Origin of the sequence: Lentzea sp. NPDC006480 (genome assembly GCF_040611995.1) — a bacterium.
In the GTDB taxonomy this organism is placed as follows: Bacteria; Actinomycetota; Actinomycetes; order Mycobacteriales; family Pseudonocardiaceae; genus Lentzea.
Genome location: NZ_JBEXPJ010000091.1, coordinates 14,288 through 33,095 on the forward strand (window position 1 = coordinate 14,288; position 18,808 = coordinate 33,095).

Genomic DNA, 18,808 nt, shown 5'->3' on the forward strand with positions numbered 1-18,808 from the left:
GGGCACAAGACGCCGCGCTCCGCCGTTCTGTGACAGGTAAGATCTCGGCAACGTGACCTCCTCTGACGCAGAGCTCCTCGTCGATCGCAACCCGCTGCCGTCCGATCTGGACTCCCGGCTGCGTGAGCACCTCACGTTCCTGATCGAGGTCGATCAGCTGAAGACCGTGCTGCGCGCATCACCTCTCGCAGCGGCGGACCGGCGCGAGAACGACGCGGAGCACTCGTGGCACCTCGCGCTGATGGTCATGGTGCTGGCCGAGTACGCCGACGAGCCGATCGACGTCGGCCACACGATCAAGCTCGTGGTGGTGCACGACCTGGTCGAGATCTACGCGGGCGACACCCCGATCTACGACACCGAACTGGGCAAGAGCCAGCAGGAACGCGAGGAAGCCGCGGCAGATCGGTTGTTCGGCATCCTGCCCGGCGACTCGGGGCGCACGCTGCGGGCGTTGTGGGACGAGTTCGAGGCGCGGCAGACGCCCGAGGCGCGGTTCGCGAAGGCCATGGACCGGCTCCAACCGTTGCTGCTGAACTGGATGGCCAAGGGCGGCACGTGGCGGACTCCCGGCGTCACCGCGAACGACGTGCGCAGCCGCAAGGCGGTGATCGGAGAGGGTTCAACGGCGCTGTACGACGCCGCGATGCACCTGATCAACGAGGGCGAGCGGCGCGGCTGGGCACAAAGCTAGCCACGGTGCGGGCTGCCCCGAGGACAGGTCCGGCGGGCAGCGCGAAGCCGACCCAGTAAGCGATCTCGAACGGGAGCAGGGCGAGCGCGAGCTTCTTCCCCGAGGCATGCCCTCGCCAGAGCAAGGTTCCGGCGACCACCTCCGCGCCGCACACGACGGCGAACCCGGCGATCAGGGGCACGGTGGTGGGGATCCCGATCTTCTCGAACGGGCCGTCGCCGTAGGTCGGGAAGCCCAGGAACTGCCAGACCTCACCGGTGCGTGCGAGGTGCACGGCGCCGTACACAGCAGGCAGTCCGAAGCCGAGCCCGGACAGCCACGCCAGGCCTGCCGCGACTCTGGCGGAAGTCATCGCCGGGCCCGCTGTTCCAGTGCTTCGCGCAAGTGGGTCATGTTCGCCTTCTCCTCGCGGCGCATGACCAGCAGGAAGATCGGGAAGATGAGCCGGAACCAGCCGTGCGGCCGCGGCGTGAACTCGGCGTGGAGCAGCGTGCCTTCCGCGACCGGTTCGAGCCGGCAGGTGAAGGTGACCTCGATCGGCCCGCCGTTGTGCGCTGTCCAGGAGTGCGGGCGGTCGTAGCGGACGATCTCCACCTCGACGTACGGGCTGGACTTCCACTTGGCGCGGTACTTCGTGCCCAGTCCGACCGGCCCCTCGGTGATCTTCTCCATCACCTCGCACTTGGGGTTCCACTCGAGTTCCGCGCGGTGGTCGGAGAGGTAGTCGAACACCTCTTCCGACGAGCGGCGGATCAGTACCGAGTTGTGCAGGACGACCATGGCGGGCTCCTCTTACTAGAGGCTCCACTAGTGACGGCATCAGTATCATCCCGGGTATGGCACCGGTCAAGCCGACGAGGGCGGAACGAGCACGGCAGACGCGTCGCCGCATGATCGAGGCGGCACGAGGGATGTTCGTCGAGCAGGGCTATGCCGGGACGACGATGGACCAGATCGCCGCCCAGGCGCAGGTCGCGGTGCAGACCGTCTACTACACGTTCCGGACGAAGGGGCAGCTGCTCACCGAGGTCGTCGAGGTCACGGCGGCAGGTGAGAGCGAGCCCGTTCCCGTGACCGATCGGCCCTGGGCACGGGAGATGATGTCGTCCACCTCGCCCCAGCGGGTCCTCGCGCTCGGCGTGGAGCACGGCACCGCGATCTACGACCGGGTGGCGGCGCTGTGGCCGGCGGTCGGTGCCGCGGCAGCCGTCGACCCGGCCGTGGACAAGTACTGGCGCGGCGTCACTGCCGCTCGCCGAGGCGGACAACGCGCGATGGTGGCCAGGATCGCCGAGCTGGGAGCCCTCCGACCCGAGCTCAGCGCCGACCGTGCGACCGATCTGGTGGTCGTGCTGCTGGGACACGACGTCTACCGCGGGCTGGTGCAGGACGCCGGCTGGAGCCCGGCCGCCTACCGGGCCTGGCTGCTCACCACGCTGGCCCAGCAACTGCTGGCCGAAAAATGATGAAGGGCGCATTCATCCACGTCAGGTGGATGAATGCGCCCTTCATCGAGATCAGAGAACGGCGCGCAGCTGGTCCGCGATGACCGCGATCCGGCCGAGCACTCCGTTCACGAAACGCGGCGAGTCGTCCGTCGAGAGGCCCTTGGCGAGCTCCACGGCTTCGTCGATCGCGACCGCGTCCGGCACGTCGGCCGCCCACAGCAGCTCGTACAGGCCGATCCGCAGCACCGCGCGGTCGACCGCCGGCATGCGCTGCAGGGTCCAGCCCTCGGCGTGCTCGGAGATCAGGTCGTCGATGCGCGGACGGTTCGCGTTGACGCCCTCGACGAGCGTCACGGTGTAGTCGTTCACCGGAGGGACATCCGGGGAGCCGACGCGTTCGGCCAGCAGCGTCACCGGGTCGGTGCCCAGCAGGTCGGCTTCGTAGAGGAAGTCGACCGCACGCTTGCGGGCCTTGCTGCGAGCGCCCATCAGGACTTGTCGCTGATGCGGCCGAGGTAACGGCCGTCGCGGGTGTCGACCTTGATCTTCTCGCCGGTCGTGACGAACAGCGGGACCTGGATCTCGGCGCCGGTCTCCAGCGTGGCGGGCTCGTTCGGCCACAACCAGATCAGCGTCGCCGTGCAGGCCGCGAGCGCCGCCAGTGCGGTGGCCACCAGAGCCGCGCCGGTTCGGTCGCGCACCCACGCGAACGCCAGCAATGCCGGCCACAGCAGGTAGAACTGCTCCTCGGTGGCGAGCGTCCAGCTGTGGAACGCCGCCGGGCTCACCCCGCCGATCGGCAGGTTGCCCGTGAAGGTCACCAGCACGATCGCGGTCTTGAGCAGCTTGTCGCGCTCACCCAGCGGGTCGAAGACGAGCGTGACCACCGCGAAGATCACTGTGAGCGCTATCAACGCGGGCAGCAGCCTGCGTGCCCGGCGCAGGTAGAACCGTTTGAAGTCGACGCGTCCCTTGGTGCTCAGCTCCCGGCTCAGCACGCCGGTGATCAGGTAGCCGCTCAACGTGAAGAAGACGACCACACCGACCACACCGGCACCGGGGAACACGTCCGGGAACGCGTGCCGCAGCATCACCAGCAGAATGGCGATGCCGCGCAACACGTCCAGCCCGGCGATGCGCTTCACCGCATCGCTCCCCTGACCAGCTTGTCCAGCAGGTCCGAATAGGACAGTCCGGTGGCCGCGAACATCTTGGGCACCTGGGACTCCGCGGTCATGCCCGGCATGGTGTTGACCTCGTTGAGCACCAGGCCGTCGCTGGTGAGGAAGAAGTCGACTCGCGCCAGCCCGCGGCAGCCCAACGCCTCGTACACCCGCAGCGCAGCGTCTTCGAGACCTTTGAGCTCGGTGTCGTCCAGCGGTGCCGGGATGACGAACTTGGCGCTGCCGTCGTACTTCACGGTGGTGTCGAACAGGCCCGGTACCTGGATCTCCAGCGGCGGCCCGGTCCTGCGGCCCTCGTCCGGGTCGTCGAGCACGGCGATGTCGATCTCCCGCCCTTCGAGGACCTCCTCGACCAGCACCCGGTCGTCCAGCTCCAGCGCCTGGCGGACAGCGGGTTCGAGATCGGCCTCGCGCTCGACCAGCCGCACGCCGAAGCTGGACCCCGCCGCGACCGGCTTCACCACGACCGGGCCGGTGAAGTCCACAGTGGACTCGTTCGTGACCAGCCGGGCCTTCGCGGTGCGCACGCCGACCGCCTCCGCGACCAGCTTGGTCGCCCACTTGTCCATGGCCAGAGCACCGGCCCGCAACGGCGAACCCACGTACGGCACGCCGGCGAGCTCGCACAGTCCGGCGAGGGTGCCGTCCTCGCCCAGCGGCCCGTGGACCAGCGGCAACACGACATCACAGCTGGCGATCACGTCGAGTGCGGCCGCGAGACTGCCCGCTGCCAGCGTGTCGAGCACCTGGCCGTCCGTCCCGTGCCACCGGCCGTCGCGGCCGATGGTCAGCGACACGGCCTCGTACTTCGCCGGGTCGAGCGCTTTCCGCACCGACGCCGCCGAGGCGACCGACACGTCGTGCTCGCAGTTCTGCCCGCCGCCGATCACGGCGACCCGGATCCCCCTCATCGCACGAACCTCCGCACCCGCGCCCCAATGCCAGTCACGATCTCGTGCGGGATGGTTCCCGCCCACTGAGCCCAGTCCCCCACCGTCGGCTCGCCGTCATCCCCTGGTCCGAACACCACAGCCTCGTCTCCCGGCAGCACCGGGTCGTCCTCCACGTCGACCACGACCTGGTCCATCGAGATCACCCCGACGACCGGCCGGCGACGTCTGTTCAGAAACACCTCCGCACGGCCAGAAGCCGCGCGCGGCAAGCCGTCCGCATAGCCGACCGGCAGCAGCGCCAACGTGGTCGCGCGCTCGGTCACGTGCCGATGTCCGTACCCCACACCGGTTCCCGCGTCGACGCGCCGGACCTGGACCACTGGCGCGGTGAGCCGCAACGCGGAACGCAGCCGGGTGGTGCCGGACGGGTCGATCCCCACCAGACCCGCGCCGATCCGGATCATGTCCAGATGCGTGCCGGGGTCCGTCAACGCCGCGCTCGTGGCGGCCAGATGCCGCAGCTTCGGCCGCAAACCGGCCTGCCGTGCCATTTCCACGCCCTGGATGAGCGCTCGTCGGCCAGGCCCGTTGGCACCAGGCGTGTCCGCGCACGGCAGGTGCCCCATCACGCCGACGACCGTGATCTTCCCGGCCAGTTCCGCCTTGCGAGCCGCGGACATCAACGCGAGCCACGAGTCCGGCGAAGCGCCGTCGCGGGCCATGCCGGTGTCGAGCTGGAGGTGCACGCGCACCGGCCCGGCCTGTTCGATCACCGCGAGGTGGTGCAGGCTCGGCACGCTCAGGTCGATGCCGTACCTGGCCGCGGCACGCACGTCGACGTCGACCGGGTTGAGCCAGCTGAGCACCGGAACGTCCACACCGGACTCGCGCACCGCGATGCCCTCCGCCAGCGAGGTGACGCCGATCCACGTCGCTCCGGCGGCGACCGCGGTTCGCGCGGCGTCACCGAGCCCGTGCCCGAACCCGTCCGCCTTCACCACGGCCATGACCTCACCGCGGGTCAGCTCGACGAACCGCCTCGTGTTGGCCGCCAATGCTGAAAGGTCGACCGTCAACGACGGTTCGGCCGACGCCTGGCGGATGCTCGTCACGAGCGCGCCCACGCAGGCACCTCCACCGGTCCGTAGAGGGCGTGGTCGGCGCTGGTCAACAGGGCCCAGTAACGGTCGCCGTAGGACCAGTGCCACCACTCGGTCGGGTAGTTCACCAGCCCGGCGCCGCTCAGCGCGTCGGCCAGGATCGTCCGGTTGCGCCGTGCCTCCGCGTCGACCTCGGCGCTGAAGAAGCACCTGCCGTCGCTCTGCTCGGGCGTGTCGTCGATCTCGGTGCCCATCCACAGGTCGTCGCCGCGCTCGTCGACCAGCGTCAGGTCCACGGCGGCGCCCGCGACGTGCGGCGCCACGGCCAGCGGCGCCACGAAACGACTGGAAAGGCGGTCCAGCTCGACCGCGTCGGCCGCCGGGTGGAGCTCCCGCAGCTCGTCGGTGTACCGCTCGATGATCGCGTTCTGGTCGGCGCTGCTGCGGTGCCCCTCGACCACCCGCAGGTCCACACCGGACGGCAGCGCGTCGCGCGCGTCGGCGAGCCTGAGCGCCAGTCCTCGCCTGACCAGCACCCCAGGCGCGAACATCAGCGGTACCAACGGATCTCCGTTGTCGAGCACGCGCACGGCGCGCACGACCGGATCAGCCAGCAAGATGGTCATGCGGCCAACCTAGGGACGCCCGCTGTCCGCGAACTCCTCCTCAAGGTCACCCCCGGACGCCGAACGGCCGGTTCGCCACCGTCCACATCAGCCGTTCGGCCGAGGGCTTGACTTGAATCGTGGTTCAAGTTGCAGGGTGGGTGACATGAAGATCCACCACCTGAACTGCGGTTCCGTCCGCGAGATCGACCCCACCTACGAAGGTCTGCCCAGCGCACCCGCCGTGAACCACTGCCTGCTCGTCGAAACGCCTCGACACGGCCTCGTCCTCGTCGAAACAGGACTCGGCCTGGACGACGTCCGCGACCCGGCCGGCACCCTCGGAGCCGAATGGGTCGAGATGGCCCAGCCGGCGTTGATCGAGGACGAAACCGCGTTGCGCCAGGTAGAACGGCTCGGCTTCGCGGCGTCCGACGTCCGGCACGTCCTCGTCACGCACCTGGACGTCGACCACTGCGGCGGTCTTCCGGATTTCCCGCACGCCACGGTCCACGTACTGGACGCGGAGCTCCGGGCCGCCGTGCGAGAAGCGCCGAGCCGCCGCTACCGCCCGGCTCACTGGGCGCACGGTCCACAGTGGCGCACCTACGAGTCCACCGGCGACCACTGGTTCGGCTTCTCATCGATCCAACCGGCCGGTCTCCCCGAGGAGTTCAGGCTCGTGCCGATGGGCGGCCACACCGCCGGCCACACCGGCATCGCGGTGCACGACGGATCCCGGTGGCTGCTGCACTGCGGCGACGCCTACTACTACCACCGCGAGCTGGACGCCGACCCCGAACCGCACCCGTTGCTCGACATCGTGCAGACCGGCTCCGAGGTCGACCACGGTCTTCGCGTCGACACTCAAGCCCGGCTCCGGGTCCTGGCCCGCGACCACGCGGCTGAGGTCACGCTCTTCAGCGCACACGACCCGTGGGAATTCGGCAGACTGGCGTCGTGACCCCATTGAGGAAGTGCTGACGTGCACGCCGCCGGCCTGGTGCTGCACCCGCAACGCGACTCCGCCGACGCCGTCGCCGCCGTGCTCGGCTGGGCGGCCCATCGCGGTGTCGAGATCCTGGGCATCAAGGACGAGATCCAGCGACTCCGCTGCGAGGCCACGCCGGTCTCCGCGGAGGAGCTGGGCCGCCGCGCCGACCTGGTCGTGAGCCTCGGCGGCGACGGCACGATGCTGCGCGCCATGCGCCTGGCCGACGGCGAACGCGCGCCGGTCCTGGGCGTCAACCTGGGCAAACTCGGCTTCCTGGCCGAGGTGGACGTGCCCGACCTGCCCGCCGCCCTGTCCGCGATCGACGCGCACGACTTCACCGTCGAACCGCGCCTGGCCGTCGACGCGGTCTTCAACGGCAGCAAGGTGACGGCGTTCAACGACATCGCCGTCGTCCGCGTGCCGGGCGACGGCAGCGCACGTGTGGCGGTGCGCGTGGCCGGTCAGCCGTTCGTCAGCTACGCGGCGGACGCGGTCATCGTGGCGACTCCGACCGGGTCGACCGCCTACAGCTTCTCGGCGGGCGGGCCGATCACCAGCCCGTCCGTCGAAGCGCTTCTCGTCACCCCGGCCGCGCCGCACTCCGCGTACAGCCGCGGGGTGGTGCTGTCGGTGAACGACGAGGTGGAGCTCGACCTGCTGCCGTCCAGCGGCCGACTGGCCGTCGAGGTGGACGGCATGGTCGCGGGCTACGTCGGGCCGGGCGAGCGGGTGTACCTGAAAGGCCGGCCCGCCGCGGCACGGGTGGTGCGGCTCGGGATGACGACGTTCTACCAGCGGGCCCGGCGCAAGCTGCAGCTCACGGACTCGGCGGAGCTGACCTGAGACTGCCCGAGTGGATCAACTCTCTGGATGAACTCGCCATCTCGACCTAGGCTGCACCGGCGCTCGGCGAGCGCCGGGCTGAATTGGGGGCACCGAGATGACGGAGTTGAACAGACGCAGCATGTTCGCGTTAGGCGCGGGCATCGCGGCGATGGGTGCGGCGGGCGCAGGGGTCGCGTCCGCCGAGAGCAACAACCACGAGGCAGATCTACCGGGTTTCAAGCACAACTACGCCCAGGTCAACGGAGTGCGCTTGCACTACGTGACGGGTGGGCGCGGCGAGCCTCTCGTGCTGCTGCCGGGCTGGCCGCAGACGTGGTGGGAGTACAGCAAGATCATGCCCGCGCTGGCCGCGAAGTTCCGCGTGATCGTGGTCGACCTGCGTGGCATGGGCGGGTCGGAGAAGCCCGAGGGCGGCTACGACAAGAAGACGATGGCCGCGGACATCCACGAGCTGGTCCGCAAGCTCGGGTATGCGAGCGTGAACATCGCCGGGCACGACATCGGCAGCCAGGTCGCGTTCAGCTTCGCGGCCAACTTCCCTCAGGCCACGCGCAAAGTGGCACTGCTGGACGTGCTGCACCCCGACGAGGGCTACTACCAGCTCCCGCTGCTGCCGCGGCCCGGCGGTTTCAGTCTGTGGTGGTTCGCGTTCAACCAGGTGCAGTCGCTGCCGGAGCAGTTGCTCGCCGGGCGGTTCCGGTTCCTGCTGGACTGGCTGTTCGCGAACACCGCGTTCAACCCGGCCGCGATCGACGAGCGCTCGCGCCAGATCTACGCGCGGGCGTACAACTCGCCGGAGGCGATCCGGGCGAGCAACGGCTGGTACAAGGCGTTCCACCAGGACATCGCGGACGGCAAGACCTACGCGAAGCTGACGCCGCCGGTGCTGGGGCTCGCGTCCGTGTTGTCGCACGACCAGATGGCCGCGGCGCTGCCGAACCTCGCGACCACCTTCAGGACCGCGGCGATCAACGCCGGGCACTGGCTCTCCGAGGAAGCGCCCGACGACGTCGCCCGTGAGCTCACGGCGTTCTTCGGCTGACGCGAGGGATGAACGCCGCGACCACGCACGCGAGCAGCGCGGTCGCGGCGCCCAGGCCCATGATCAGTTTGAAGCTGAACGGGATCGTCGCCTGGGTGAGCACGACACCGGCCACCGCGCTGGAGACCGACGTGCCGATCGCGCGCGCCAGCGTGTTGAGGCTGTTGGCGGCGGCCGTTTCCGACGTCGGCACGGACGACATGATCAAGGCCGGCATCGAGCCGTGGGCCAGGCCGATGCCTGCGCCGTAACCCAAAGCGACCACGATGGTGCCCAGCATCAACGTGACGCGCGGACCGCGGGCCGTGGTGATCTTCGCGGACACCGGTGCCGTCGCCATCATGACCAGACCCGACGGCACCAGCACGAGACCCGTGACGAGCAGCGACTGCCCGAGGCCGTGACCGGTCGACGCCGGCGGCTGCAGGATCTGCGGCAGCACCAACGACTGCGCGAACATCGAGAACGCGAACACCGCGGACGCGATGTTGGTCAGCAGCACCTGACGCCGTGCCGTGGTGCGCAGGTCGACGAGCGGCTGGGCTGACCGCAGCTCCCACCAGCCCACTCCGCGAGCACCACCGCCGCCGCGACGAACACATCCTCGGCGCCGACCAGCCCTACACGCCGGTCCCGTACTTCTGGACCGACCAGTTCTCCGCCAAGATCCACGTCCACGGCTTCGCCGGCCCGGACGTGTCCATTGTGGAAGGAAGCGTGGCCGAAGGCCGCTTCGTGGCCGGCTACCACCGCGACGGCGAGCTGACCGGCGTGCTGGGCTGGAACATGCCGAAGCAAGCCCGGCAGCACCGCGCCGGCATCAGCCTTCGTGGTCCCGCAACCGTCGCAACATCAACGCCAGGTGCAGCCTGAACCGCCCGGACGCCGAGTCGAGCCCGAACCCGAGCATCGACTCGGCCCTGGCCAGCCGCGCTGTCATCGTGCTGTGGTGCCGGTGCAACGCCGCCGCGGCCTGACGGACCGATCCGGTCGCCACCAGCGCTTCGAGCGCGGTGATCAGGTCGGAGTCAGCCGTGTCCAAGGCCTTCACGTCTGGCAACACGGCGATGTCCGCCGGGTCGAGCTGCTCGGCGAGCAGCGCGAGACCGCCGAGTTTCTCCCACCACACCACGGGTTCACTGTCCGATGTGCACCGCAGCGCGGTCCTCGCGGCCTGCCACGACTTGGCCGCGTCGATGGCGGGCAGCGACGGCCCCACACCCAGCCGCCCGTGGACCTCAGGAACGTCGGTGGCGAGCACCGCCCGCACGTTTCCCAGCCGCACCGACCGTCCGGCGACCTCACCTGTGGCCGCCAGCACCCGCAACGGCGCCGTGGCGGCGATTCCGAGCAGGTGCAGCGCACGCGAACGTTCCGCCGTGCCAACACTTTCCGAGAGCACCAGCTCGATCAGCGCCGGATCGCCCAGCTCCGGCAACGGCACGCTGGAGTGCTCCAGCAACACAGCCGCCGCGATCGCGAACCGTTCCAGCAGCATGTCGTCGAGCGGCGCGGGCCTGCCCTCGCGAGCAACCCACACCTCGACACCACCCTCCAGTGCCCTCACGACGGCCTTCGCCGGCACCGCACCGGCCGTGACGGCACCACCGGAGTCGGCCCGCAACGCGAGCCCCTGGCCGGGCGCGTGCAACCCGACCGGGCACCCGGCGAGCTCCGACGTGCTGCGCACCAAGGCGTCGAGACCCGCGCGCTCGGTGATGAGGCGATCGAAGAAGCCGATCACCCGCACCGCGTTCTCGGCGTCGGCGTCCAGCGTCGACAACCTCAGCAGCAGGCCTCTCATCCCGTCACCATAACCCCAGACACCTGGCGGGTCCCTGGCCCGATCTGCCCGCCACGTGTCGGCTGTCCACCCAGCCGTCCCGAACCGAGGATCGCTTCATGAGCTACGCCATCGACCCCGAGCTGCTCCCCTGGCTCGACATGCTGCCGTCGGCGATCTTCACCGACTACGAGGGCCTCGTCGCCGCGCGCACCCAGCGGTCCGAGATGAGCGGCCTCATCCCCGGCTACGAGCCGGCGAACCCGATCGACGTCCACGACACCGCCGTTCCCGGCCCGTCCGACGCCCCGGACGTCCCCGTGCGCATCTACCGCCCCGCCGGCAGGACGGACGCGGTGCCCGGCCTGGTCTACCTCCACGGCGGCGGGTTCATCCTCGGCGACCTCGACATGTTCCACCCGCACGTCCTGCGGCTGGTCGACGAGCTGGGCATCGTGGTCGTGTCGGTCGACTACCGGCTGGCGCCCGAGCACCCGTTCCCGGCGCCGGTCGAGGACTGCTACGCCGCGCTGAAATGGGTGGCGGCCAAGGCCGACGAGCTCGGTATCGACCCGACGCGGCTCGGCGTCGGCGGCGAGAGCGCGGGTGGCGGCCTCACCGCCGGCACCGTCCTGCTGGCCCGCGACCGCGGTGGCCCGGAGCTCTGCTTCCAGTACCTCGGCATCCCCGAGCTCGACGACCGCCTCGACACGGACTCGATGCGGGACTACGTCGACACCCCGCTGTGGAACCGCCCCAACGCGATCTTCAGCTGGACCAGCTACCTCGGCACCGAGCCGGGCGGTGACGACGTGTCGCCGTACGCCGCACCCGCCCGCGCCACGGACCTGGCCGGTCTCCCGCCCGCCTTCGTCACGACGTGCCAGTACGACCCGCTGCGCGACGAGGGCATCGAGTACGCGCGCCGCCTCGCCCATGCCGGCGTGCCCGTCGAGCTGCGCCACTACCCCGCCACCTTCCACGGTTCCGCACTGGTGGAGAGCGCGGCCATCTCGCGCCGGATGTTCGCGGACGAGGTGGAAGCGCTGCGCCGCGGCCTTCAACTGTGAGCGCTAACAGGCTCGAACACAGATTGGTTACCTAACCTTGACGTGAGTGATGTTAGCGATAACACTCGCCGCCTATGAGGCTCCCGCACATCGCCGCCGCCGCGCTGGTTCTCACGCTGTCGGCCTGCGGTTCGGCAGAGAAGACGGTCGACCAGAAGAGCGGTTCGAGTGACGGCGCGCTCGTGGGCGTGACCATGCCGACGCGGTCGTCGGAACGGTGGATCCACGACGGCGACAACATCAAGAAGGCCCTGGAGGGCAAGGGGTACAAGGTCGACCTCCAGTACGCGGAGAACGACATCCCCACCCAGGCGAACCAGATCGAGAACCAGATCACCAAGGGCGCCAAGCTCCTGATCGTCGCCTCGATCGACGGCACCGCGATCACGTCGCAGCTGCAGCAGGCCGCGGACGCCAAGATCCCGGTGATCGCCTACGACCGGCTGATCCGCAAGAGCCCGAACGTCGACTACTACGCCACCTTCGACAACTTCAAGGTCGGCGTGGAGCAGGCGACCTCGCTGCTCGCCGGGCTGAAGACGCGGGGCGAGGGCCCGTTCAACGTCGAGCTGTTCGCGGGCTCGCCGGACGACAACAACGCCACGTTCTTCTTCAACGGCGCCATGTCCGTGCTGCAGCCGCTGATCGACCAGGGAAAGCTGACGGTCAAGTCCGGCCAGAAGGACTTCAAGACCGTCGCGATCCTGCGCTGGGACCCGGCCACCGCGCAGAAGCGCATGGAGGACCTGCTCACCTCGACCTACGGCGGTGCCAAGGTCGACGGCGTGCTGTCCCCGTACGACGGCCTCTCGATCGGCATCCTGTCGGCGCTCAAGAGCAGCGGCTACGGCACGGCCGGTCAGCCCTACCCGATCGTCACCGGGCAGGACGCCGAGGTCGCGTCGGTGAAGTCGATCATCGCCGGTGAGCAGTACTCGACGATCCACAAGGACACCCGCAAGCTCGCCGAGGTCACCGTGACGATGTCCGACGCGGTGCTCAAGGGCGGCAAGCCCGAGGTGAACAACACCAAGGACTACGACAACGGCGTCAAGGTCGTGCCGTCGTACCTGCTGCAGCCGGTCACCGTCGACAAGGCCAACTACCAGAAGGAACTGATCGACTCCGGCTACTACACCGCCGACCAGCTCAGGTAACCACGGTGTCTGACGAAATCCTGGCGATGCGCGGCATCACCAAGAGGTTCGCGGGTGTCACCGCGCTGCACGAGGTCACGCTGACCGTGCGGCGCGGTGAGATCCACGCGATCTGCGGAGAGAACGGCGCGGGCAAGTCCACGCTGATGAAGGTGCTGTCCGGCGTCCACCCGCACGGTTCGTACGAGGGCGAGATCGTCTTCAACGGCGAACCGTGCGAGTTCCACGGCATCAGGGACAGCGAGCGCAAGGGCATCGTGATCATCCACCAGGAGCTGGCGCTGTGCGGCCAGCTCTCGGTGGCGGAGAACCTGTTCCTGGGCAACGAGAGAGCGCGGCGCGGGTTCATCGACTGGAACCGCACCAACCACGAGGCGCAGGCGTTGCTGGACCGCGTGGGGCTCCGGGAGAACCCCACGACGCAGGTCTTCGACCTGGGTGTCGGCAAGCAGCAGCTCGTCGAGATCGCCAAGGCACTGTCCAAAGAGGTCAGCCTGCTGATCCTGGACGAGCCGACGGCCGCGCTCAACGACGACGACTCGCAGCACCTGCTGGACCTGCTCGACGGTCTCCGGGACCAGGGCATCACCTCGGTGATCATCTCGCACAAGCTCAACGAGGTCACCAGGATCGCCGACACCGTCACGGTGCTGCGCGACGGCAAGACCATCGAAACGCTTCCGGCGGACGGTCTGAGCGAGGAACGGATCATCGCGGGCATGGTCGGCCGCGACCTGGAGCACCGGTTCCCGCCGCGCACACCCGACATCGGCGACGAGGTGCTGCGCATCGAGGACTGGACCGTGCACAGCCCGGCCCAGCCGGACCGCGTGATCGTGCACAACGCCACGCTGTCCATCAAACGCGGCGAGATCGTCGGTCTCGCCGGGCTGATGGGCGCGGGCCGCACCGAGCTCGCCATGAGCGTGTTCGGCCGTTCGTACGGCACGAACATCTCGGGGCGGGTGCTCAAGAACGGCGTGGTGATCAACACCCGGACCGTCCAGGAGGCGATCCGGCACGGCCTCGCGTACGTCAGCGAGGACCGCAAGCGTTACGGCCTCAACCTGATCGAGGGCGTGCAGCGCAACGTCTCCGCTGCGGCACTGGGCAAGCTCGCGAACAGGGGCTGGGTGAACGAGAACGAGGAGTTCTCGGTCGCGGAGCGGTTCCGCCGCTCGATGGGCATCCGCACCCCGGCCGTGTCGACCCAGGTCGGCACGCTCTCCGGTGGCAACCAGCAGAAGGTCGTGCTGGCCAAGTGGATGTTCACCGATCCGGACGTGCTGATCCTCGACGAGCCCACCCGCGGCATCGACGTCGGCGCGAAGTACGAGATCTACTCGATCATCAACGACCTGGCCGCGCAGGGCAGGGCGGTGCTCGTGATCTCGTCCGAGCTGCCGGAGCTGCTCGGCCTGTGCGACCGGATCTACGCGCTCTCCGAGGGCCGGATCACCGGTGAGGTGGACCGCGCGGAGGCGACGCAGGAAGGCCTCATGCAGTACATGACCCGAGGACAGAACTCATGACCACGCAGACCGCGCCCACCCCGGTCACCACACCGCAGGCTCCGCAGAGCCGGTTCTCCATCAACCTGCGGCAGTCCGGCATCTACGTCGCGTTCGCACTCATCGTGGTGCTCTTCGCGTTCCTGACCGACGGTGCTCTGCTGCAGCCGCAGAACATCTCGAACATCATCGTCCAGAACTCCTACGTGCTGATCCTCGCGATCGGCATGATCCTGGTGATCATCGGCGGGCACATCGACCTGTCGGTGGGCTCGACGGTGGCGTTGACGGGCGCGATCTGCGCGGTGCTGACCGTCCGCTGGGGACTCCCGTGGCCGGTCGCGGTGCTGCTCACCCTGATCGCAGGTGCGATCATCGGTGCGGCACAAGGGTACTGGATCGCGTACTTCGGCATCCCGGCGTTCATCGTGACGCTGGCGGGCATGCTGGTGTTCCGCGCGTTGACGCTGACCACGCTGGGAAACCAGGGCATCGGCCCGTTCCCGGACGAGATCCGGTCGCTGTCGAACGGCTTCACCGGCGGCTACCTCGGCAACATCGGCCTCGGCCCGCTCGGCGGCGCCGACCTGGTCAGCCTGCTGGCCGGACTCGCCTGCATCGCCGGTTTCGCGTTGTCGCAGTGGCGCAAGCGGGCCGCCCGGCTCGGCTACGGCCAGACCGTCGACCCGCTGCCGGTGTTCGCGCTGAAGATCGTCGGCGCCGGCGTCGTCGTGCTGGCCGTCGTGGTGCAGCTGGCGCGGTTCCGCAACCTGCCGTGGGTGCTGGTGCTGCTCGCGGCGCTCGCGCTCGGCTATTCGCTGATGGCCAACAACTCCGTGTTCGGACGGCACATCTACTCGATCGGCGGCAACCTGCAGGCCGCCACGCTGTCCGGCGTGAAGGTCAAGGCCGTCACGTTCTGGGTGTTCGTGAACATGGGCGCGCTGGCCGCGCTCGCGGGCGTCATCTTCGCGGGACGGCTCAACCAGGCCGGCCCGACCGCGGGCACGGCGTTCGAGCTGGACGCCATCGCGGCGGCCTTCATCGGCGGCGCGGCCGTGCAGGGCGGCGTCGGCAAGGTCGTCGGCGCGATCACCGGCGGCCTGATCATGGGCGTGATCAACAACGGCATGTCGCTGATCGGCGCGCCCAGTGAGCGCGTGATGCTCGTGAAGGGACTGGTCCTGCTCGCGGCGGTCGCCTACGACGTGTGGACCAAGAGAAGGGCCTGACCCCTTTTTCAACCGGAAGGCAGACAACAACGATGTTGTTATCCCTGCGTCGCCTCGGCGTCGTTGTAGCGGTCGCGGCCGCGCTGGTCCCTGTTCCCGCCAGTGCGGCCGAGTCGGTGGTCAAGAGTGCCGCCGACGCGTTGTCCGTGCCCAACATCGACGATGTTCGCGGGCACCTGAGCCTGCCCACCACCGGAACCGGCGACACCACCGTCACGTGGACGTCGTCGAACCGGTCCGTGATCACTCCCACCGGTGAGGTCACCCGGCCCGCCACCGGAGCGAAGCCGGCGAAGGTGGTGCTGACCGCGAAAGTCAGTCGCGGGTTCCAGAGCACGACCCGGAAGCTGACGGCCACGGTGGCACCCCTGCCCGCCAAGGAACCGCTGGCGGGCTACGGCTTCTTCTACTTCACCGGTGAGGGCAGCCCGAACGGCGAGCAGATCTACGCCGCCGCCAGCAACGGCAACGACCCGCTGAACTTCACCGAGGTCAACAACGGCCAGCCGATCCTCAAGTCCAGCCTGGGCGAACTGGGCGTGCGCGACCCGTTCATCCTCCGCTCCCCCGAGGGCGACAAGTTCTTCCTGCTCGCCACGGACCTGAAGATCAACGGCGGTAACGGCTGGGACGCGGCGCAGCGCACCGGCAGCCGGTCGATCATGGTGTGGGAGTCGACGGACCTCTCGCACTGGTCGCGCCAGCGCAGCGTGCAGGTGTCGCCGCCGACCGCGGGCAACACCTGGGCGCCGGAAGCCTTCTGGGACGCCAAGCGCGGCACCTACGTCGTCTACTGGGCGTCGAAGCTGTACGCGGACAACGATCCCGGCCACACCGGCAACACCTACAACCGCATGATGTACGCGACGACGCGCGACTTCGTGACGTTCAGCGCGCCGAAGGTGTGGATCGACCCCGGCTACTCCGTGATCGACTCGACGGTCATCGAGAACGGCGGCACCTACTACCGGTACACGAAGGACGAGCGGAACAACACGTCGACGACGCCGTGCAGCAAGTTCATCACCGCGGAGAAGTCGACGGACCTGCTCAACCCGAAGTACGACTTCGTGGCGGAGTGCATCGGCAAGGCCACCTCGACGAGCCCGGGACTCTCCGCGGGTGAGGGGCCGACGGGCTTCAAGTCCAACACCGAGAACAAGTGGTACCTGTTCATCGACGAGTTCGGCGGCCGCGGGTACGTTCCGTTCGAGACGACCGATCTCGCGTCCGGCAAGTGGACGATGTCGGCCAACGCGCACCTGCCCGCTTCTCCGCGCCACGGCACGGTTCTACCGGTCACGCAGGCCGAGCTGAACCGGCTCACCGCTCCCCCGGCGCCGGTCAAGGCCGACTCGAAGGGCCTCGTCGCGCACTGGCCGCTCAACGCCACGTCCGGCACGGTCGCGGCGGACGCCACCGGACACGGTTACGACGGCGTGCTCGCGGGCAACGCGTCGTGGTCCGGTGGGGCTCTGTCGCTGGGCGGCGGCCACGTCCAGCTGCCGAACAACATGCTGACCGGCGCTTCGGCGGTCACCGTCTCGGCGGACGTCCTCATCGATCCGAACCAGCAGACGCCGTACTTCCTCTACGGGTTCGGCAACACCGCGCCCAACGGAGTCGGCAACGGCTACCTGTTCAGCACCGGTGACACCTATCGCGGCGCGATCGCGACCGGGAACTGGACGACCGAGCAGGGCGTGAACTCCGGCAAGGCACTACCGCGCGGAGTCTGGAAGAACGTCACGCTCACCGTCGGCAACGGCGTTGAAGTGTTGTACCTGGACGGCGTTGAGGTCGGCCGGACGAACGCCACGATCAAGCCGTCCGACATCGGTGGCGGCGTGACGGCGGCGAACTACCTGGGCCGCTCGGTGTACGCCGGGGACAAGAACCTCCTGGGCAAGATGAAGGACGTCCGGCTCTACAACCGCGCGCTGTCGGGTGCGGAGGTGGCCGGGCTGCCGTCGAACAGCACGGTGATCAGCTCCGTGGAACTGGCCTCGCTCAAGGCTCCCGCGGTGATCGACGCCGCGGCGAACACCGTGGTCCTGCCGGTCAAGCCGGGCACCGACCTGCGCCGGCTCTCCCCGAAGTTCGGCCTCGCGCCCGGTTCGAAGATCACGCCCGGTGGCACGGTCGATCTGCGTTCGCCCAAGAAGTTCACCGTCACCAACGCGTCCGGCGACCGTCGTGAGTGGACGGTCGAAGCCCACGAGATGCGCAGCCCGGTGTTGCCGGGCCTGAACGCGGACCCGAACATCGTGACGTTCGGCGACACGTACTACATCTACGCCACGACCGACGGGTTCGACGGCTGGAGCGGCACCAAGTTCTCCGCGTGGTCGTCGAAGAACCTCGTCGACTGGAAGAACGAGGGCGTCATCCTCGACCTCGGCCAGGACGTGAGCTGGGCGGAGAGCCGGGCCTGGGCGCCGACGATCGCCGAGCGCAACGGGAAGTACTACTTCTACTTCTGCGCCGAGGCCAAGATCGGGGTCGCGGTGTCGGACTCGCCAACGGGCCCGTTCGTCGACTCCGGCCAGCCTCTCATCGCGCGCAATCCCGGTGGTGGCCAGGCGATCGACCCGGCGGTGTTCCTCGACAAGTCCGGTCAGGCGTACCTGTACTGGGGCAACGGCGAGGCCTACGTCGTGCCGCTGAACGCCGACATGGTCTCTTACGACGCCGCGAAGATCACCCGGCTGACCGGGCTCGACGACTTCCGCGAAGGCCTGTTCATGGTGCAGCGCAAGGGCACCTACTACCTGAGCTGGTCGGTCGACGACACCCGCAGCGAGAACTACCGAGTCGGCTACGCGACCGCGTCGAGCCCGCTCGGCCCGTTCACCAACCGCGGCCTGATCCTGCAGAAGGACCCGAAGATCGGCGTCCTCGGCACCGGGCACAGCTCGATGCTGCAGGTGCCCGGCACCGACGACTGGTACCTGGTGTACCACCGCTTCGCCATCCCCGGCGGCGACGGGACGCACCGCGAGACCACGATCGACCGGATGAGGTTCAACCGGGACGGCACGATCGCGCCGGTGGTGCCGACCCTGGAGAGCGTGTCCCCGCAACGCATCCGGCCGCAGCACTGCAGGGCCTGGTTCGACTAGACGATTGTTTCCAAGGGCGCGCGTCACGCCCGCCTGGTGGTCACGGGCCTGCCCGGCCCAAGTCCATGAAGGGCCGGTTGGGTGTGACCAGCGGCGATTTGATCAAGAGTTGGTGGTACTTGCAGAC

The 18,808-nt window shown here is 68.9% G+C and carries 18 protein-coding genes and 3 pseudogenes; 11 read left to right on the forward strand and 10 right to left on the reverse strand.

The window, feature by feature from the left end; genetic code table 11:
* Positions 1 to 52 precede the first annotated feature (52 nt).
* Positions 53 to 694 carry an HD domain-containing protein gene (locus ABZX92_RS29400; RefSeq protein ID WP_355566211.1) on the forward strand — a complete coding sequence of 214 codons (642 nt, stop codon included), beginning with the start codon at positions 53 to 55 and terminating at the stop codon, positions 692 to 694.
* On the opposite strand, the gene ABZX92_RS29405 is transcribed toward ABZX92_RS29400, so the two are convergent.
* Together ABZX92_RS29405 and ABZX92_RS29410 are read right to left on the reverse strand one after the other, a co-directional pair.
* Positions 657 to 1,046, reverse strand: coding sequence for a hypothetical protein (locus ABZX92_RS29405; protein ID WP_355566213.1), 390 nt, complete (start codon positions 1,044 to 1,046; stop codon positions 657 to 659). The genes ABZX92_RS29400 and ABZX92_RS29405 overlap by 38 nt on opposite strands.
* A complete protein-coding gene (locus tag ABZX92_RS29410) occupies positions 1,043 to 1,474 on the reverse strand; it encodes an SRPBCC family protein (RefSeq protein WP_355566216.1) in 432 nt (143 codons plus the stop codon). Before ABZX92_RS29410 ends, ABZX92_RS29405 begins: the two co-directional genes overlap by 4 nt.
* A 56-nt stretch (positions 1,475 to 1,530) precedes the next feature.
* On the opposite strand from ABZX92_RS29410, the gene ABZX92_RS29415 reads away from it, so the two are divergent.
* On the forward strand, positions 1,531 to 2,160 hold the full coding sequence (locus ABZX92_RS29415) for a TetR family transcriptional regulator (RefSeq protein WP_355566219.1): 630 nt from the start codon (positions 1,531 to 1,533) through the stop codon (positions 2,158 to 2,160).
* Positions 2,161 to 2,211: 51 nt separating this feature from the next.
* Here the strand turns inward: ABZX92_RS29415 and nusB are convergent, their stop codons facing one another.
* The 6 genes and pseudogenes from nusB to ABZX92_RS29445 form a co-directional block, all read right to left on the reverse strand.
* Positions 2,212 to 2,631, reverse strand: coding sequence for a transcription antitermination factor NusB (gene nusB / locus ABZX92_RS29420; protein WP_355566222.1), 420 nt, complete (start codon positions 2,629 to 2,631; stop codon positions 2,212 to 2,214).
* Positions 2,631 to 2,750: pseudogene (locus tag ABZX92_RS29425) on the reverse strand (elongation factor P); the annotation flags it as partial. The pseudogene ABZX92_RS29425 and the gene nusB, both read right to left, overlap by 1 nt.
* A 6-nt stretch (positions 2,751 to 2,756) precedes the next feature.
* Positions 2,757 to 3,287: pseudogene (locus ABZX92_RS29430) on the reverse strand (acyltransferase); the annotation flags it as partial.
* Positions 3,284 to 4,237 carry a D-alanine--D-alanine ligase family protein gene (locus ABZX92_RS29435; protein ID WP_355566225.1) on the reverse strand — a complete coding sequence of 318 codons (954 nt, stop codon included), beginning with the start codon at positions 4,235 to 4,237 and terminating at the stop codon, positions 3,284 to 3,286. The pseudogene ABZX92_RS29430 and the gene ABZX92_RS29435, both read right to left, overlap by 4 nt.
* On the reverse strand, positions 4,234 to 5,343 hold the full coding sequence (alr, locus tag ABZX92_RS29440) for an alanine racemase (protein WP_355566228.1): 1,110 nt from the start codon (positions 5,341 to 5,343) through the stop codon (positions 4,234 to 4,236). Before alr ends, ABZX92_RS29435 begins: the two co-directional genes overlap by 4 nt.
* On the reverse strand, positions 5,328 to 5,945 hold the full coding sequence (locus tag ABZX92_RS29445) for a M15 family metallopeptidase (RefSeq protein ID WP_355566230.1): 618 nt from the start codon (positions 5,943 to 5,945) through the stop codon (positions 5,328 to 5,330). The genes alr and ABZX92_RS29445 overlap by 16 nt, the downstream gene beginning before the upstream one ends.
* A gap of 145 nt (positions 5,946 to 6,090) precedes the next feature.
* On the opposite strand from ABZX92_RS29445, the gene ABZX92_RS29450 reads away from it, so the two are divergent.
* The 3 genes from ABZX92_RS29450 to ABZX92_RS29460 all read left to right on the forward strand — a co-directional run bounded on the left by ABZX92_RS29450 (position 6,091) and on the right by ABZX92_RS29460 (position 8,806).
* Positions 6,091 to 6,888, forward strand: coding sequence for an MBL fold metallo-hydrolase (locus ABZX92_RS29450; RefSeq protein ID WP_355566233.1), 798 nt, complete (start codon positions 6,091 to 6,093; stop codon positions 6,886 to 6,888).
* 21 nt (positions 6,889 to 6,909) lie between these two features.
* Positions 6,910 to 7,761, forward strand: a complete 852-nt coding sequence (locus ABZX92_RS29455; protein WP_355566236.1) for an NAD(+)/NADH kinase — start codon at positions 6,910 to 6,912, stop codon at positions 7,759 to 7,761.
* Between the two features lie 97 nt (positions 7,762 to 7,858).
* Complete coding sequence (locus ABZX92_RS29460) at positions 7,859 to 8,806, forward strand: alpha/beta hydrolase (RefSeq protein WP_355566239.1); 948 nt, start codon at positions 7,859 to 7,861, stop codon at positions 8,804 to 8,806.
* Here ABZX92_RS29460 and ABZX92_RS29465 read toward each other — a convergent pair.
* On the reverse strand, positions 8,787 to 9,308 hold the full coding sequence (locus ABZX92_RS29465) for a hypothetical protein (protein WP_355566242.1): 522 nt from the start codon (positions 9,306 to 9,308) through the stop codon (positions 8,787 to 8,789). The two genes, ABZX92_RS29460 and ABZX92_RS29465, sit on opposite strands and share 20 nt — an antisense overlap.
* A 95-nt stretch (positions 9,309 to 9,403) precedes the next feature.
* Here ABZX92_RS29465 and ABZX92_RS29470 point away from each other — a divergent pair.
* Positions 9,404 to 9,679: pseudogene (locus tag ABZX92_RS29470) on the forward strand (oxidoreductase C-terminal domain-containing protein); the annotation flags it as partial.
* Here ABZX92_RS29470 and ABZX92_RS29475 read toward each other — a convergent pair.
* Positions 9,627 to 10,610: a helix-turn-helix domain-containing protein gene (locus tag ABZX92_RS29475; RefSeq protein WP_355566245.1), complete on the reverse strand. Its 984-nt coding sequence runs from the start codon at positions 10,608 to 10,610 to the stop codon at positions 9,627 to 9,629. The pseudogene ABZX92_RS29470 and the gene ABZX92_RS29475 overlap by 53 nt on opposite strands.
* Before the next feature lie 98 nt (positions 10,611 to 10,708).
* On the opposite strand from ABZX92_RS29475, the gene ABZX92_RS29480 reads away from it, so the two are divergent.
* The 5 genes from ABZX92_RS29480 (at position 10,709) to ABZX92_RS29500 (ending at position 18,681) form a co-directional block, all read left to right on the forward strand.
* Positions 10,709 to 11,659: an alpha/beta hydrolase gene (locus ABZX92_RS29480; protein ID WP_355566247.1), complete on the forward strand. Its 951-nt coding sequence runs from the start codon at positions 10,709 to 10,711 to the stop codon at positions 11,657 to 11,659.
* 74 nt (positions 11,660 to 11,733) lie between these two features.
* Positions 11,734 to 12,816, forward strand: coding sequence for a multiple monosaccharide ABC transporter substrate-binding protein (chvE, locus tag ABZX92_RS29485; RefSeq protein ID WP_355566250.1), 1,083 nt, complete (start codon positions 11,734 to 11,736; stop codon positions 12,814 to 12,816).
* Between the two features lie 5 nt (positions 12,817 to 12,821).
* A complete protein-coding gene (gene mmsA, locus ABZX92_RS29490) occupies positions 12,822 to 14,348 on the forward strand; it encodes a multiple monosaccharide ABC transporter ATP-binding protein (RefSeq protein WP_355566253.1) in 1,527 nt (508 codons plus the stop codon).
* Positions 14,345 to 15,559, forward strand: a complete 1,215-nt coding sequence (mmsB, locus tag ABZX92_RS29495; protein WP_355566256.1) for a multiple monosaccharide ABC transporter permease — start codon at positions 14,345 to 14,347, stop codon at positions 15,557 to 15,559. The genes mmsA and mmsB overlap by 4 nt, the downstream gene beginning before the upstream one ends.
* A gap of 32 nt (positions 15,560 to 15,591) precedes the next feature.
* Positions 15,592 to 18,681 carry a family 43 glycosylhydrolase gene (locus ABZX92_RS29500; RefSeq protein ID WP_355566259.1) on the forward strand — a complete coding sequence of 1,030 codons (3,090 nt, stop codon included), beginning with the start codon at positions 15,592 to 15,594 and terminating at the stop codon, positions 18,679 to 18,681.
* Positions 18,682 to 18,808 lie beyond the last annotated feature (127 nt).

Excerpts from the sequence above, each read along its gene's own strand:
- ABZX92_RS29405 (WP_355566213.1), bottom strand. The coding sequence starts at position 1,046 with ATGACTTCCGCCAGAGTCGCGGCAGGCCTGGCGTGGCTGTCCGGGCTC.
- ABZX92_RS29410 (WP_355566216.1), bottom strand. The coding sequence starts at position 1,474 with ATGGTCGTCCTGCACAACTCGGTACTGATCCGCCGCTCGTCGGAAGAG.
- ABZX92_RS29415 (WP_355566219.1), top strand. The coding sequence starts at position 1,531 with ATGGCACCGGTCAAGCCGACGAGGGCGGAACGAGCACGGCAGACGCGT.
- nusB (WP_355566222.1), bottom strand. The coding sequence starts at position 2,631 with ATGGGCGCTCGCAGCAAGGCCCGCAAGCGTGCGGTCGACTTCCTCTAC.
- ABZX92_RS29435 (WP_355566225.1), bottom strand. The coding sequence starts at position 4,237 with ATGAGGGGGATCCGGGTCGCCGTGATCGGCGGCGGGCAGAACTGCGAG.
- ABZX92_RS29445 (WP_355566230.1), bottom strand. The coding sequence starts at position 5,945 with ATGACCATCTTGCTGGCTGATCCGGTCGTGCGCGCCGTGCGCGTGCTC.
- ABZX92_RS29450 (WP_355566233.1), top strand. The coding sequence starts at position 6,091 with ATGAAGATCCACCACCTGAACTGCGGTTCCGTCCGCGAGATCGACCCC.
- ABZX92_RS29460 (WP_355566239.1), top strand. The coding sequence starts at position 7,859 with ATGACGGAGTTGAACAGACGCAGCATGTTCGCGTTAGGCGCGGGCATC.
- ABZX92_RS29475 (WP_355566245.1), bottom strand. The coding sequence starts at position 10,610 with ATGAGAGGCCTGCTGCTGAGGTTGTCGACGCTGGACGCCGACGCCGAG.
- ABZX92_RS29480 (WP_355566247.1), top strand. The coding sequence starts at position 10,709 with ATGAGCTACGCCATCGACCCCGAGCTGCTCCCCTGGCTCGACATGCTG.
- chvE (WP_355566250.1), top strand. The coding sequence starts at position 11,734 with ATGAGGCTCCCGCACATCGCCGCCGCCGCGCTGGTTCTCACGCTGTCG.
- mmsB (WP_355566256.1), top strand. The coding sequence starts at position 14,345 with ATGACCACGCAGACCGCGCCCACCCCGGTCACCACACCGCAGGCTCCG.
- ABZX92_RS29500 (WP_355566259.1), top strand. The coding sequence starts at position 15,592 with ATGTTGTTATCCCTGCGTCGCCTCGGCGTCGTTGTAGCGGTCGCGGCC.